Genomic DNA, 15,216 nt, shown 5'->3' on the forward strand with positions numbered 1-15,216 from the left:
TATCCATATTTGGTTCCTTGGTATGAAGTGCGGATTCCTTGGCGTGGATTATGGGCTCCTTAAGGTCATTTATTGAGTCCTCAGCAATGGTTGTCGATTCCTCAGTAATGAAGGTTGATTCCTCAGTAATGAAGGTTGATTCCTCAGCAATGTGTATTGATTCCTTAGTAATGATAATTGACTCCTTAGCATCACTTAATGATTCCTTAGCAATGGATAATGAATTATTTGCAATTATTATTGATGATGTGCTATGATTATTTGCCTAATTTGCATGTAATTACTGATTTTATTGCAACAGATATGGTTTCCTCAGGACAGAATCGTGAAGAGTGTTTGGGAAGCTTAGAAGATTTTGGAGTGAATTTCGTCGAGCTTGGCTTCATCGAAATCTTTAAACCAGGTGCGTAGTTGGGTTTTCGCTTTTTCCTGAACGGCAGGTGTGATGTTGCCGCTGATTTGCGAGAGCGCAAAAATCAGCACTCCCAAATCATCGCCAAAACCAACCAAGGGCAGTAAATCGGGGATGGCGTCGGTTGGAAAAATGAAGTAGCCCAAAGCAGCAGCAATGGTCACCTTGGCCTTCAATGGCACAGAAGGTTCCTTCATCACATAAAAGAGCAACAAAGCAGAGTAGGCTACCTGAACGCCGGCCGTCTTGCCAAACTTCTGGAGTTTTTGGCGAAACGATTGCTCATTGTAAAATTGCCGGTAGTCGTTTGGATTCATTTCAAACTCACATTTGTATAGTCAACCCGCAGGTGGCCATAGTGTTCAACGATTTCGTTGAGGATTTGCTGAAGGTCGGTCAGTTCGACGGCCTGCAGCAGTTTGATACGGTGTGTGCGAAAATCGGGCAGGCCGGGGAAAAATTTGGCAAAGTGGCGCCGCATCATTAAGATGGCTGAGCGCTCGTTGGCTTTCCAGTCGATGGACTGTTGAAGCTGGTCGCGCAGGCGGTGAACCACTTCGGCTACGGTGGGGGGCGGAAGCAACTGGCCCGTTTTAAAGTAGTGCTTGATCTCATTGAAGATCCAGGGGCGGCCGATGGATCCACGTCCGACCATGAGGCCGTCGACACCACTTTGTTTGAGGCAGGCCAAGGCTTTCTCGGGTCCGTTGATGTCGCCATTGCCAATGATGGGAATGTTGATCCGGGGATTGTTCTTCACCTCGGCGATTCGGTTCCAGTCGGCCTCGCCGGTGTACAGCTGTTTACGCGTGCGTCCGTGGATAGCCAGCGCAGCGATGCCGACATCTTGCAGACGTTCGGCTACTTCCTGGATAACCAGCGAGTCATCGTCCCAGCCCAGGCGGGTTTTGGCTGTGACCGGCAGCGAAACAGCTTTGACAATTTCAGCCGTCATTTTCTGCATTTTATCCAAATCCTGCAACATACCCGATCCGGCTCCCTTGTTGACGATCTTTTTCATGGGGCAGCCGTAGTTGATGTCGATAAAATCGGGTTGAAATTCTTCGGCAGCAATGGCTGCACGCACCATCGAATCGATATTGGAACCATACACCTGGATGGCGATGGGCCTGTCAGCTTCAAACAGTTCCATTTTCTGCCTGGTTTTGTCCACCTCGCGGATGAGCGCCTCGGACGACACAAATTCGGTATACATCACATCGGCGCCGTGCTGCTTGCAAATGTGGCGGAAGGGTTTGTAAGTGACATCTTCCATGGGCGACAAAAACAAGGGGGTTTCGCCTAATTCAATTGATCCAATCTTCACGTTTCTAAAATTTTAATGCGACAAAGATATAAAACAAAGTCAGTTTCAGGTTTAATGGCCCGGCAGACGAACCAGCTTCTCGGATACCGATTTTTTTTTTTGAGATTGCAGGCTATCTTTGAGCCTTCAGAAAAAACAAGAGTATGGCTATAACTGCATTCCACGGCATGAAACCGGGGTCTCAAATTATTTTTGCGGCCTTTGTTATTTTACTTTCCTTTTTGGTTGTGTTTGCCCTTTCGGTGGCCGCGCTGGTTCCCATTGTTGGCCTGTCCGAAATGATGAGCAGCCTTTCGGGTGCCGAGCCAACCAGCCCGCAAACCATCGCCTTGCTCAAATATTTCCAGGTGGTGCAGTCGATCGGGCTTTTTGTGGTACCCTCATTAGTGTTGGCCTACCTGTTCGAAGGTAAAGTGATGGCCTACCTGGCGCTGAATAAAAGAGCAGGTAGTGAAGCAATCATTATCGGTTTGCTGGCTGTTTTGGCTGCCGGGCCGCTGGTTGGTTTTTTGGGTGAATGGAATGAAAGTATGCAGCTGCCCGAATTTTTGGCTGGATTTGAAAGTTGGATGCGAAGCATGGAGGACAGCGCTGCAGAGCTCATCGACCGCTTCATCCGGGTCGAAACCACCTGGGGTTTGCTGTTCAACCTGTTTATGATTGCTGTTATTCCGGCTGTGGGCGAGGAACTCCTTTTTCGGGGCGTAATTCAGAAAATCTTCACCAACATGACCCGGAACTACCATTGGGGAATTTGGATCTCCGCCTTTTTGTTTAGCGGTTTGCACATGCAGTTTTTCGGCTTTCTGCCGCGGATGGTTTTGGGCGCTTTGTTCGGTTATCTGCTGGTGTATTCGGGCTCGATGTGGCTGCCTATTCTGGCTCATTTCGTAAACAATGCCCTGGGTGTTTTAGCCCTGCACGCCGAAAATAAAGGAAGCGAAACCATGGAGTCTGTCAATCAGTATGCCGACTCGATGAGCGCTTCGGTCGTGATGGCTGTACTTAGCCTGGCCATTGCACTTGTATTGCTGCATTTTCTGAAAAAGCGACAGAGGGCTTAATTGAAGTTTAGATTAATTTGTAGTTTTTCAGCTTCCATGCGCTTAAGCTCCGATTGACGATAAACATATACCAAGCCATATTGCTGGGCTTTTTCGCGTCGCATGTCGTCAGGTAGTTGTGCAAAACGTTCTTCTACCTCGTTCCATAATTGCTGAATGAGTGCGTCTGCTTCATCACGTGTCTCCTCCATTTTCATCGATGCCCGGTCGGTGTTATTCTGCAAAATCTTTTGGTGGTGAAAAGCATCTTTAAAATTTTCGAAATGAACTTTAACCAAAGCGATTGACGGACTGTAAATGGCACTTCCACCTTGCATGCAGCGTTTTTGTTCGCCAAGAATAATTTGTTCTCCCCAAGCCAGCACATCCTTTTCGAGGTTGAGTGGCGGAACATCAAAAGCGTTGGGATTCAGACCGTAAAATTCGCGTACCTGGGGTTTCATTTCTTCACGCTGGATGGCAAAATTTAAAACCTGTACAAAGTGAGACAGGTACAATTTGGCTTTTTTGAAGATGTTTCCGTATTCATTTGCCCGGTCAAACTGAACTTGCTTGGCTGCCTGTAGCTGACGCACCGCCCCCAGCAGGCGTGGATAAAGCATCTGAATTCGATCCAAGGTTTGCTGACGAAAAGCCAGTTCACTAAGAGCGGTTCGTTTTCCTTTTTCAAGGGCCATTTCAATGGCTTTAATTCGTGCTTGGTCGGTATTGGGCAACCTTCGGTAGGGCATGTACATTTGTTTTGATTAGTACGAAGGTATGAAATCCACGCATGCAAGTCCATGCCTTACAAGCAAAACTAATCAACAGTTATTTGTTCACAAGTCAGTAATCACAGGCTGTTCGCATGCTGTTCATAAAAAAAAGCACGCAAAAATAGCGTTTGTACACAGCTTAATGAACACCCACGAAGAGGAGTTTTTTTACTTCGAAATTTCGAGCATCCGAATGATCGGAATCTTCGCTTTCTCAATCACATCAGCGGATAGCTGTACTTCCGGCTGCTCGTGTTTCATGCAGATATACAACTTTTGCAAGCTGTTGAGTTTCATATAGGAGCAGTCGTTGCAAGCGCAGGTTGAATCGTTTCCCGGTGCGGGAATAAAAATTTTATCGGGGCAGGCTTTTTTCATTTGGTGAAGAATACCACTTTCAGTCGCGACAATGAATTTTTTAGCCGGACTTTCCTGCACGTAATTGAGCAAGGAGCTGGTTGAACCAATATGTTTGGCCAGTAGCAGCACGGGTTTTTCGCACTCTGGGTGGGCAATGAACTCGGCATCCGGATGTTCATCCATCAGTTGAATGACTTTTTCAACCGAATATTGTTCATGCACCATGCAGGCGCCGTCCCACAGCACCATGTTGCGCCCGGTGAGGCTGTTGATGTAGTTACCCAGGTTTTTGTCGGGGGCAAAAATCAGTTTGGCATCTTCGGGAAAACTGTTCACAATTTTCACGGCGTTGGAGGAGGTGCAAACCACATCAGTCATGGTTTTCAGGTCGGCCGTGCAATTGATGTAGGAAATGACTTGGTGATCGGGATATTGTTTTTTCCATTCGGCAAACTTTTCTGCCGGCGCCGATTCTGCCAACGAGCAGCCAGCCTTCAAATCGGGCAGGATCACTTTTTTCGAAGGATTGATAATCTTGGCGGTTTCCGCCATAAAATGAACGCCTACAAACACAATCATGTCGGCTTCTGTCGTTGCCGCTGCCTGGGCCAGCTGAAGGCTGTCTCCCACAAAGTCGGCAATGTCCTGCAGATCTCCTTCTACATAGTAGTGGCTCAAAATCACGGCGTTTTTTTCTTTTTTCAGCCGTTTGATTTCGTTCACCAAATTGAGTTTCGGATCGATCTTTTCATCAATAAACCCTTGCTTCTCCAACATTTCCTGAACCACTAAGTTTTCCATCTTCAGCTCTCCTTTTTTCCGAATAAGGCCACACAGACCTGGTTATATTTAATTTCGTTATTCCGGCTGCCAAGTTTTGTTGTAATCTCTGGCAACGAACGAAGTATATGAATGAATAGCCTGCAAAATTAAGAATTCCTCTAAAAAAACATATATTAATCTTTAAATGTTTTAGCGTGAGCGGTTTCTTGAAAACAGGATGACAGGGTTTCGACTAATGTTTTATCATCAGCTTTTCATGGAATTGTTCTCCATTGATGAGCGAGATTTTAAGCAGATACAAACCGCTGCTTAACCGCGAAAAGTCTAATGTTTCCAGTTGCGAAGAAACTTCTGGCGCTTGGACGATACTTCCTTTTGAATCGTAGACAACAATCCTGGCCATGGGGCTTTCGGTTTCAATGGTTGCGATGGTCGTTGCTGGATTTGGATAAACTTTTAGTTTGGTGTCGGTCAGCAAATCTTCAAAGCCGGTTGGCGGGCAATTTCCGATCATGTTCTCGTCAAGCCAGGTGAGTCGCAGCGAAATCCAGTCTTTCAGTTTCTGAATTTCTCCATCGTAGGTTGTCGGTTGCGCATCCACTTCGGGTGCCCCCACATTGATCCCAAGTATTTGCCATTTGTCGAAATGACGATCAATAACCGGGTTCACCAGGTTTTGAATGGAGTCAATGGCCGCAAAAAGGTTTGATTCTGTAAGCACCGTGGTTCGGTACTCAAGATAGCTGCAATTGGTTTGGTTGGCAAAATTGGCATCCTGAAACAGACGAATCATCCAGCCCGGAGATTTTACCCAGGGGTTACAATCGTTCACCTGGTAGGCCCAACCCGAGCCATCGGTTTGTTTGAAGATAAAACATTCGTTGATGTTTTTCCAAGCCCAGTCGAAATCCCAAACCGGACCTGCAGAAATTCCCCCATTTTTTTCTTTGTAGAAGTACCGGCTTTTCTTAAAACCGTCGTTGTTTCGCGAAACTTCGCTGATGAGAAAATAGTCGATAAATGATTTTTGATTGAGGAAAGCCGGATAACCCGATTGTTGATTGGTGAAGTTGCCGCTGTACAAGGCTGCTTCGAATGAAAAAACGTAGTTTTTGAGGTAGGTTTTTTGTTGCGAACTCAGGTCTTTGGCACTCGGATCGTGATAGACAAAATAGACTTTAAATCCAGGATGATCAAGCGGAGAATAGGCCGAGGCCCAACTTTCGCCTTCATCAGGGTAATCGACCTTAAAGATATAACCTCCGGTTAGTTCTTCGCCCTCATTGTCCTCGGGCCTGAGCTTGGCGATATCAACCCGGTTTTTGTCTTGTTTGATCCGTTCGGTCAATAAGTAGATCCCGCGATATTCATTGTTGAGAATGACTTCGCAGTGGCGCGTTCGCGGAGCATAGTGCCCCATTTGGCGAAATGTTTCGAAAGCCAACGTATTTCTCGCCAGCGATTTGTCGTTGTAGAATGAAAGCAAACACCAGTCGTTTTCTTCTGGCAGACCAAGCAAGGAAACATTGTTGCTGCTGCCATCTTCATTCCGGGTTTCAAACAAGTATGGGGTTTGAGGATACGATGCAGATGATCGTCCACGGACTTCAATGCCGATCTGTCCATTGTAAACATTGGCTTCGTCCGTGATATAATTGGGTTGGCCGTTCTCCTTGAAAATGATTTTCAGGTTGGCCGTAATTTTGGGTTCATCTACAATTTGCTGCCCGTTGGTATTGATGATGACCAGCGGCAGCGTGGAGTTGAAGTTGGAACTCACCTGTGCCCAAATCGAAGCAGGTCCAAACAGGCTTATCAAAACGAGCAGGGCGTATTTTTTTTTCAAGGTTTTTCGTTAAGGCGGTTGACGTTTTGTTGTGAAAAAGGCCGGAAGCCTTGTCAGGGTGCTTCCGGCCTTCAAACAAAACTTATGAGATTAAATCATTTACGGTTCTGTGGTTCCATACACATAAAACTCGGCGAGGAAGGCAAAGTTGTTTGGTCCTTCAATCGCTTCATACTTTATGTAGCGTGCTTCGGGCATAAACGCAAGCGAAGCCATTTGTCCGGCATCGATTTTATTGTCAAAATCGAAAGTACCTTGATCAACGAAGTTCACGCCATCGTCACTGGTGTGAATTTTATACTTCGCTTGGCCCCGGTCGTCGCCTTGTCGTCTGAAACATTCAACGGCCAGAATTTTTACTTGCTGTTTCATATCCACCACAAAATAGTGTGGATAATCCGGACTACCACCGTTCCATTGTGTGTGCCAGAACGTACCTAAGTCGCCGTCAAGCGCTGCGATCACCCGCCCGTTTGGATCGCCCTCAGCAGGTTCTTCGGATGAAAAGTCGGTAACGTCCCAAGTGCTGCGGTCAATTTGGGCGGCTACGACTCCTTCTACACTGAATTCAGCCAGGTGCGTATAGAATTTGTCCTCATAAGCTTCAATGGCAGTGTACCTCAGGTAGCGAGCCATCGGTAAGCTGTTGGTTTGGTAGCGTTGGCTGGCGCTGGCCTGTTCGTAGGTAAAGGTTCCCAGGCTGGTAAAGTTTACATTGTCGAGACTGACCTCTACGGTAAACCGCTTCTGGCAATCATTTTTACCCTGTCGCTTAGTCAATTCAAAAGCATTCATCTTAATCACTGCCCCGAAATCAATGGTGATATGGTGCGGATGTTCAGGGTTAACCTCCAGATCCCAAGCTGAGTGCCAGAAGGTTGTCGGATCATTGTCTATGGCAGCCGCTGCCAGTCCCTGGATTGGCGGCCCCCATTGTGCTTCGGCGGGTTCTTCACTTGAAAAATCGACGATCGTCCAGTTGGTTTTATCCACCGGAGTTCCTCTAAATTCAATGTACATGGGCATAGTAACTTGTTCATTTTCGGCGGCAAAAGTGTCGATTGCCAAAGGCTCGGGAACGTAATAAGACTGATAGGTCATTTCACCTTCCGACTCCCAGTCGCGAATCACGATGGCGTCGTCTTCGGGCAGTACCATACGGGAGACGGGTTCGCCGGCGCGGTTGTTGTACATCATTTGCAAACCGGTATGGCCTTCAGCAGGTGTTCCCCAACTGACCACAATGGAGTCCGTTGTACCACCACCGACAATAGATGCAAGCGGGCGATTGGTGAGTCCACTCTGGAATTTGGCGTCATAGGCCGAACCTGTCACCTGCTCTTTTACCGAACGGTTTCCGTTGGTATCGATGGTGTAAATATTGAAGATGTATGATTTTTCTTCGAGTCCATCAATAATGATTTCCAACGAGTCGAGCGGAAGCTTCGGCGTCACATCAATGGTTTGCGACGAATTTCCTTCATCCCACTCCACTACACATTTATTGACATTGACCGCATTCATCAGGTAATACTTCAGTTTCAGCCGGTTTTTGCCGCCAAATGATTGGGGCATCAAAGGTTTGGGGGCATAAATAATATCCCCGTCTTTCAGGAAATCACTGTGGATATCCTCCATTTTTTCGCAGGACGAGAGAATGATGATCCCACAAAAAATAGATAGTAATATATTTGTTATATTTTTCATGCTTCAGTGGTTTAAATTTCTTCAACAACCTGTCCGTAAAAAGTGACTTCAGCCATGTGAATAAAGCCTGTTAACCCCCAGGTTTCATTCACGACAATGCGGATGTAACGTACTTCCGGATCATCCAACGAGAAGGAATATTCGTCACCACTCGCAGCATGTTCCTGGTCCTCTGCCGCTGTTCCCCCTTCAAGGGTCGGACGACGTGCGACAGCATCCTTCAGTTTAATCCAGTTGTCGAAGCTGCCGTCAGGATTTGGCGTATCTTTCATTCCCCAAATTTCCAGCAAGCGTGGATTTCCGTGCCGATACAGGAAGTCGCCTTGACGCTGCAAGATGATCACGCGGCTCAACTTGGCGACGACACCCAGATCAACGGTGAACAGCTGCGGCCATCCTTCCCCGGCCCAGGTGTGGTTGAAGGTGCCAGGCAGGTTGTCAAAGGCGAATTCATAACGCCCCTCCCAGGCATTCATATCATTGTCGCCATCAAGAACGATTTTGTTGAACTTCGATTTATCCAACTGCTCTTCATACAGTGGGGTTACCGTGATCTTTGCTGTGTCCGAGAAATTATCCCATCGGTCACGTAGGACCATGGCAAAATCGCGTTCCTCAGGCTCGAATCCCCGAATGGTGTACTGCCCTTCGGTAACTCCTGAATAAATGGTTTCGATCGGAACCAAGGTGCCAGTCGAATCTTCTGAAAGAATGATGTAGGCCAGGGCTGCATTGTTCGGATTTTGCCATCTGAACTGGACACCGCCAAAGTCAGGGATCATTTCAATGGATTCTTTTACCGAAAGTACGTCTGGTGTCAGGGGGCTAATTGTCACCTGAACGGGAGACGATACGTTTTCGGCGTGGTCAACAGCCGACAGGGTTACCGTGTGTTCTTTGGCGCTACCAAATCCTTCGACCCGGATATACCCCAGGAAGCTGGAACTTTTCGTAACGACTTGTTTGCCGTTGTCCAAGGTGTACTCTGCTTTTACGTAGAGCACGTCCTCGTCGCTTGGAAGGGTGTAGGTGATGATTGCCGCACCGGGTAAGTTCTCTACTTCCGGAGAAGTGACAGGTCCCGGTATTCCATCGTCAGTAAACAATGGCCCTTTGATATCTTCCTCACATCCGGTCATAAATGCCAATGCTCCTGCGATTGCGATTAAGAATAGTATTTTTTTCATCTTATAAATCTTTAAAATTGAAATTAATCCGACTACCAACCCGGGTTTTGAACCAGGTTTGGATTTTGAATCCTTTCGTATTCCCGGATGGGCCACAAATAGTCCTTAAAGGTAAAAGAGGGTGTGAAAACAGTTGTCACATTATAAAACTCAGTTCCTTTTCCTGAAATGTTCCAGCCCTGAATCGGTTTGTTCATGTACTCTTCCGCTTTTTTCCAACGGCGCAAGTCCCAGAAGCGCTGGCCTTCAAAGGCCAATTCAATCAGACGTTCATGCTGGATAATCTCACGCATCCCTTCCTGAGTGGTTGGTTTCTGCGGAAACGAAGAGTACTGGCTCCAGCTTTCGACAACGCCTTCGAGTCCCGCCCTTTCGCGGATCAGATCGACGTATTCATACACTTCCTGATCGGGTGTTGATTTAACTTCATTGAGTGCTTCGGCATACAGCAAATACAGGTCTCCCAAACGAATAATGGGGAACGGGAATTCATAGTAGGCCAACATGGTGTTGGTGTTCAACGCATTATTTGGATTGATGAGCTTTTTCACAAAATAGCCTGTTGCTGAGAATTCGCCTTGGTTCCTTTTGGTTGCCAGTTCGCCAGCACGGGTCTGTACATAGTAATAAGTAGGATCCAGGAAGTAGGTTCCGCGGTCGAAGGCGATATTGGCATAAAAGCGGGCTTCGCGGTCGAAATGCAGCACAGCTGTCTGTTCGCCCGAACGGACAAAATCACTTTCTGCGGTCACAGCAGTCCGAAGTTCGTAGCGGTTATTGTAGTCAAAACTCGGGTCTTCATCAATGGGTACACCATTGCGGGTATAGAAAAGCTCGGCCATACGCAGTGTCGAAGCATAAAACTGGCTCACCGGGTTCGATGAGGTTACCTGAATGAGCAATGGCACCATCATGCGCTGGTAGTTTTGAGCAAAAGTAAAGTGTGTTGCTCCCCAAATCACTTCGGGCGTTCCGCGGTCCGTCACGATCGAACGGATAATGGCTTCGCGCATAATAGTATCAGAAACGTCTGTTCGAGTGTCGTAATCATTTACCAGCGAAAAGTTGGCTTGGTGGCACAAGTCGATGGCTTCTTTGGCAGCGTCGGCCGCTTTCTGCCATTTTTCAGGATCGTAGGTTGAGTTGAAAAGTGCCACCCCTCGATTGTCAACAACCGATGCAAAATCCTGGTTTCCGTTAAACAATGGGCTGGCTGCTGTCGATAATACCCGCGCTTTAATAGCCAAGGCAATGGGGCGCGTAATTCGGCCCAGCTCCAGAATTTCCGAATCTACGATTATAGGCAGGTCAACCGCTGCTTCGTCAATCAGTTCAACAATGTAATCAACCACATCATCAACCGGATCACGATACACTTTTACATCTTTCGTTTCGGTGTAAATGGGCAGGTTTTCGCGAATAATTGGAATAGGGCCGTAAGACTTGAATAGCCAGAAGTGATAGTAGGCTTTTAGGAATTTAACTTCGGCAACCCATCTCTTCTTTTTGAAGTCGGTTAGGTCAACGGCATTGTCGATATTCTCCAAGAAAATATTACAATCGCGGATGGCGACATACAGGTTTTTTCCACGTTGTCTTCCGCCCCAGAAATTCAGGTGTGGGTCAGTAGCATTTTGCAATCCACGGGCGATCAGGGCCGAATTGAAGTCGCTTCCCACGATTTCCTCGTTGAACCAAACTTCATCGCCTGCGCCAATGCCAGGGTTTACCCAAGGGTCACCATAATTGGGAAGATAACTGTAGCAGGTAGCCAGAAACCGTTCGGCGGAGGCTTCATCCACAAATGCGTCATCAATGGTCGCCACGTTGTCGGGGACTACATCCAGGTAACTGCAGCTACCGGTTGTTAACAGCAGTAGTAGGATTAGTATATTTAATTTGTAATTCTTCATTTCTTTAGCATTTAATTGTTAGAAAGAGACTTGTACACCCACATTAAATACGCGTTGAACCGGATATCCCAGTCCGTTGCCGCCCATCTCAGGGTCCCATAATTTGAATTTACTGAAAGTCAGCAAATTGGTTCCACTAACATAGAAGCGGGCATATTCGGTACCGAATTTCCGGGTGAACTGGGCCGGAAGTGCGTAGCCAAATTCGGCCGATTTTAAGCGTAAAAATGAGCCATCTTGCATAAACCAGGTACTTCTGGCGGTGTTGTTAGGTTCAGCAGAGTCGGACAGTCGTGGCCATAGCGCATAAATGTCGCGGTTGTCTTCACTCCAGTAACTGTCGGCGTAAGCCTGCAACAGGGCGTTGTTCTTTTCATAGCTTCCAAATGGGTCGTTATTCCAACTATGATTAATGAACGGTGCTGTCGCCGCCGCATCAATCCAAAATGAGGAGCGGGCAGATCCTTGGAAGAACACGGAAAAGTCAAAGGCCTTGTAGCCAGCAGAAACACCAAATCCATAGATAATTTCCGGAGTTTCCGGATATCCGATTGGCACCATGTCTAATTCTGTAATTTTGTCGTCGCCATTGATGTCGCGATATTTAATGTCTCCACCTCTTACTACGCTTCCACCAAAGGTTTGTTCCGGAGAGTTCAAAACTTCCCAGTCATCAACAAACAGGCGCTCGGCGATGTAGCCCCACTGCTGGTTGATGGGATGGCCAACTCGTGATCTCCATGGTGTGGCGCTGTAGTCGGGTTCTTCCACAACCTCAAATATCCCTTTGGCATAAGTAAAGTTTCCACGGGCGGTAACCCACATGCCATTGCTGAAGTTTTCCTGGTAGTCGACTGAGATGTCGATCCCCTTACTGGAAGCTTCTCCCACGTTGGCTTTGGTTGAGGCTTGTAATCCGAAAGTGGCAAACGATAGACGATCCCAAAGAATATTGGTCCGGTATTCCGAGAAGATGTCAGCCTGAATGTCCACTTTTTCCCACAAACCGATTTCAATACCGATGTTTGTTTTTGTCGCAGTTTCCCAGGTAATCTGGTCGTTGGCATAGCGCGAGATGGATACGCCATTGACAAAGTAGCCGCCTTCTGTTCCCCATCGATAGCCCCTTCCTCCATCATTAATATTAACATTCGACAAGTAGAAGAAGCGGTCGTTTACATCGCCAATCTGATCATTACCAACCAACCCATAGGTTGCTTTCAGTTTTAGTTTGGTAATGGTTCGGGCCAGTGGGAGCCAGAATTCTTCGTTTGACACGAACCAGGCCGCACCCGCAGAAGGGAAGAAGCCAAAACGTTCTTGCTTGGCAAAACGTTCGGTTCCGTTGTATCCAAAGTTGAACTCGCCAAAGTAGCGCGAATCGTACGAGTAGGTAAAACGGCCGGAAAGTCCCAGGTTTCGACTTGGGAGTGAAGCTTGTAACGTTCCTTCGTTGCCCGACAGGTATTGACGCATAATTCCAACCAGCAAACCGCTCACCCCGTGTTTTTCATTGAAAGTGCGGTCGTACTGCAGGGCCGACTCTGCATAGAAGGTTGACGACACATTTTTTGCACCTTCCTGATAATCGAGTGATGCCCGTCCTTCGTTGGCATTGAGTACAGCCAGTTTATATTCATCGGTTCGGGGATTATAGTCTGAAACCGAATAATAGAAAGGGTTATAACTCCGAATGACATCGAAATAAGCATTTCTTGTTGTATTTCCCAAAACGCGTGCATTTAAACCTTCGGTAATAAAGCTGAAATCTTGCTTTAGTTCAATCTGGGCCAACATCAGCGATTGGCTGTATTCCTTATATCCTTTTACCAGCTCGGCGTAAGGGTTGATGTAATTGGCATCGCCATAGTTCCCAAACAAAACATGCCGAGTGTTGACGTGCGATGCATCAGGCTCATAAACAGCTGGAAACAAAACCGGGTTGCTTCGAACAATGGCCCGGTACATTTCGGTACCACCCTGAATGGGGCCACGGTAGTCGTCAAAAGTTCCGTGCATACGAATCACCGCTTCGGTTGTCGGAGTCACATTGATATTGATGTTTGAACGCATCAGGTAACGTTTCAGGTTGATGTTGCTGTTGAAGTCGTTTTTCTTTTCAACATCCAGAATACCATTATCCTGGGTGACACCTCCTGCCAGGTAGTAGCGGGCCACCTTGCCCCCACCCGACATGTTGAAGTTGAGGCGCTTGTTCATGGTGTAATCTTTCAGCAGCTCGTCCTGCCAGTTGGTTTGTGGATAAACCATGGGATTTCCACCAGCAATGGTATTGTCAACTTTGCCTTGCGAATAGGGTAAGAATCCGAGGGGGTCGCGGGTGCGGACTGCCTCATTGTGTAAGAGCATGTAGGTAATGGGGTCGGCAAATTCAATGTCCTTTGTGGCTTGTGAGAGCGAATTCTCGAAGCGGATGCTGACCTTGGCTTTTCCCTCCTTTCCTTCTTTGGTGGTCACCAAAATCACCCCATTGGCCCCACGTGCACCGTAAAGGGCTGTTGCGGTTGCATCTTTCATGATGGAAAAAGCAGCGATATCATCGGGGTGCAAACGGGCCAGGTCCGTGGTTGACAATTCGATCCCGTCGATCAAAATCAGCGGGTCTTTTTTGTAGCCAAAAGTGGTTACTCCGCGAATGAAAAACTGGGCATTATCTTCTCCCGGTTCACCACTGCGTTGGTACGAAATAACCCCAGACATACGCCCGGCCAGGGCCGAGGTCAGGTTACTTGAGGGCACTTTCAGGTCGGAAGGAGAAACGGTTTCGATGGAAGCCAATACGCTCTCTTTCTTTTGTTTGGCAAAAGCCACTACCGTTACGTCTTCCAGTTCTTCCGATTTCTCTTTCAGTTCAACATTGAGACGGGTTTGGTTGGTCACGTCAATCACCTGGCTTTCCATCCCGATAAAGTTAAAGACCAGCTTGTCGCCGCGGTGTGCTTCAATGGTAAATGTACCATCCAGGTCGGTTGTCACGCCTCGCGTGGTTCCCAGCACCGTAATGCTGGCTCCTGGCAGTGGACCTCCCGTTGCGTCCGTAACGGTACCCCGTATGGTTAGCGTATTGTCTTGCTGTGCAGCAACCGGTGCTTTGCTGTCCTCAGCCTTAAAAAGGATGATCTGTTTGTTGATAATTTGGTAGTCAACCGATGTGCCATTCAGTACTTGATCCAGGATGGATTCAACGGAGGCATCGTTGACAACCATGTCGATCTTTTGCTGGTCGTCAATAACATCATTGTTATACACAAATCGAAAATCACTTTGCGATTTGATAGACTCAAAGAGTTGTTTTAAAGTAACCTGCTGGAGGTTAAGTTTGATTTGATTTGTTTTTGAGAAGGTCGAAGCCCCCGCACTGAGATTCAGAAACAGGGCGAATATGAGAAGGAATCTCATCATTCGAAATGGTTTTACAATCCCCTTCGTGAACAGGAGATTCACGTAAATGAGCTTTTTCATAAGTTTGTTTTAGTTAGTAGTTTTTACAACCTTGTTAATAATTATTAACCAAAATGGAACGAGGTAAGCGTTTCCATTCGTTTCAATTAACATGTTTCATTCATAGGCATCATCAATTTTTTAGTGAGACAAAATAAGTTCCGTCGGCCTGCTGCTTAACTTTAAGCGCGCTGGCCAGTTCTATAAAGTTTAAAATTTGTTGCAGATTTTCCTGTTCGAATTCAGCCGTAAACCGTAGGTCCGGGATACTGGCGTTGGTAAATTGAATATCAATATCAAATCGTCGTTCCAGCTTTTTCGAAACTCACTTACACCCAATATCTCATCGGAAGCGACCGCTATGTCTCGCTCGACGGTGAGGCCTATTTTGATGTTGTTT

At 47.0% G+C, this 15,216-nt stretch carries 12 protein-coding genes; 1 reads left to right on the forward strand and 11 read right to left on the reverse strand.

What is annotated here, in order from left to right; all coding sequences use genetic code 11:
• Positions 1-345: 345 nt before the first annotated feature.
• Positions 346-729: a YkvA family protein gene (locus NC99_RS18800; protein ID WP_053187549.1), complete on the reverse strand. Its 384-nt coding sequence runs from the start codon at positions 727-729 to the stop codon at positions 346-348.
• Positions 726-1,739, reverse strand: coding sequence for a tRNA dihydrouridine synthase DusB (gene dusB, locus NC99_RS18805; protein WP_082326577.1), 1,014 nt, complete (start codon positions 1,737-1,739; stop codon positions 726-728). Before dusB ends, NC99_RS18800 begins: the two co-directional genes overlap by 4 nt.
• A gap of 143 nt (positions 1,740-1,882) precedes the next feature.
• Between dusB and NC99_RS18810 the strand changes: the two genes are divergently transcribed.
• Positions 1,883-2,803, forward strand: coding sequence for a CPBP family intramembrane glutamic endopeptidase (locus tag NC99_RS18810; RefSeq protein WP_053187552.1), 921 nt, complete (start codon positions 1,883-1,885; stop codon positions 2,801-2,803).
• Here the strand turns inward: NC99_RS18810 and NC99_RS18815 are convergent.
• The 9 genes from NC99_RS18815 to NC99_RS22530 form a co-directional block, all read right to left on the reverse strand.
• Positions 2,800-3,534 carry a hypothetical protein gene (locus NC99_RS18815; RefSeq protein WP_157625073.1) on the reverse strand — a complete coding sequence of 245 codons (735 nt, stop codon included), beginning with the start codon at positions 3,532-3,534 and terminating at the stop codon, positions 2,800-2,802. The two genes, NC99_RS18810 and NC99_RS18815, sit on opposite strands and share 4 nt — an antisense overlap.
• 192 nt (positions 3,535-3,726) lie before the next feature.
• Positions 3,727-4,719, reverse strand: coding sequence for a quinolinate synthase NadA (gene nadA / locus NC99_RS18820; protein ID WP_053187559.1), 993 nt, complete (start codon positions 4,717-4,719; stop codon positions 3,727-3,729).
• Between the two features lie 214 nt (positions 4,720-4,933).
• The gene (locus NC99_RS18825; protein ID WP_053187562.1) at positions 4,934-6,547 is read right to left on the reverse strand and encodes a CotH kinase family protein; all 1,614 of its coding nucleotides are present in this window, start codon (positions 6,545-6,547) and stop codon (positions 4,934-4,936) included.
• 99 nt (positions 6,548-6,646) lie between these two features.
• Positions 6,647-8,254 (reverse strand): DUF4998 domain-containing protein, encoded by a 1,608-nt coding sequence (locus NC99_RS18830; RefSeq protein ID WP_082326578.1) that lies wholly within the window; start codon positions 8,252-8,254, stop codon positions 6,647-6,649.
• 11 nt (positions 8,255-8,265) lie between these two features.
• Positions 8,266-9,441 carry a DUF4959 domain-containing protein gene (locus NC99_RS18835; protein ID WP_082326579.1) on the reverse strand — a complete coding sequence of 392 codons (1,176 nt, stop codon included), beginning with the start codon at positions 9,439-9,441 and terminating at the stop codon, positions 8,266-8,268.
• 32 nt (positions 9,442-9,473) lie between these two features.
• A complete protein-coding gene (locus NC99_RS18840; protein ID WP_053187571.1) occupies positions 9,474-11,354 on the reverse strand; it encodes a RagB/SusD family nutrient uptake outer membrane protein in 1,881 nt (626 codons plus the stop codon).
• A gap of 18 nt (positions 11,355-11,372) precedes the next feature.
• Entirely contained in the window at positions 11,373-14,777 is a 3,405-nt protein-coding gene (locus tag NC99_RS18845) for a TonB-dependent receptor (RefSeq protein ID WP_204375058.1), read from the reverse strand.
• A gap of 172 nt (positions 14,778-14,949) precedes the next feature.
• Entirely contained in the window at positions 14,950-15,084 is a 135-nt protein-coding gene (locus NC99_RS22745) for a hypothetical protein (protein WP_394330551.1), read from the reverse strand.
• A partial coding sequence (locus NC99_RS22530; RefSeq protein WP_239684487.1) for a hypothetical protein occupies positions 15,027-15,216 on the reverse strand: 190 nt, incomplete at its 5' end. The genes NC99_RS22530 and NC99_RS22745, both read right to left, overlap by 58 nt.

It is taken from the genome of Sunxiuqinia dokdonensis, assembly GCF_001270965.1.
GTDB lineage: Bacteria > Bacteroidota > Bacteroidia > Bacteroidales > Prolixibacteraceae > Sunxiuqinia > Sunxiuqinia dokdonensis.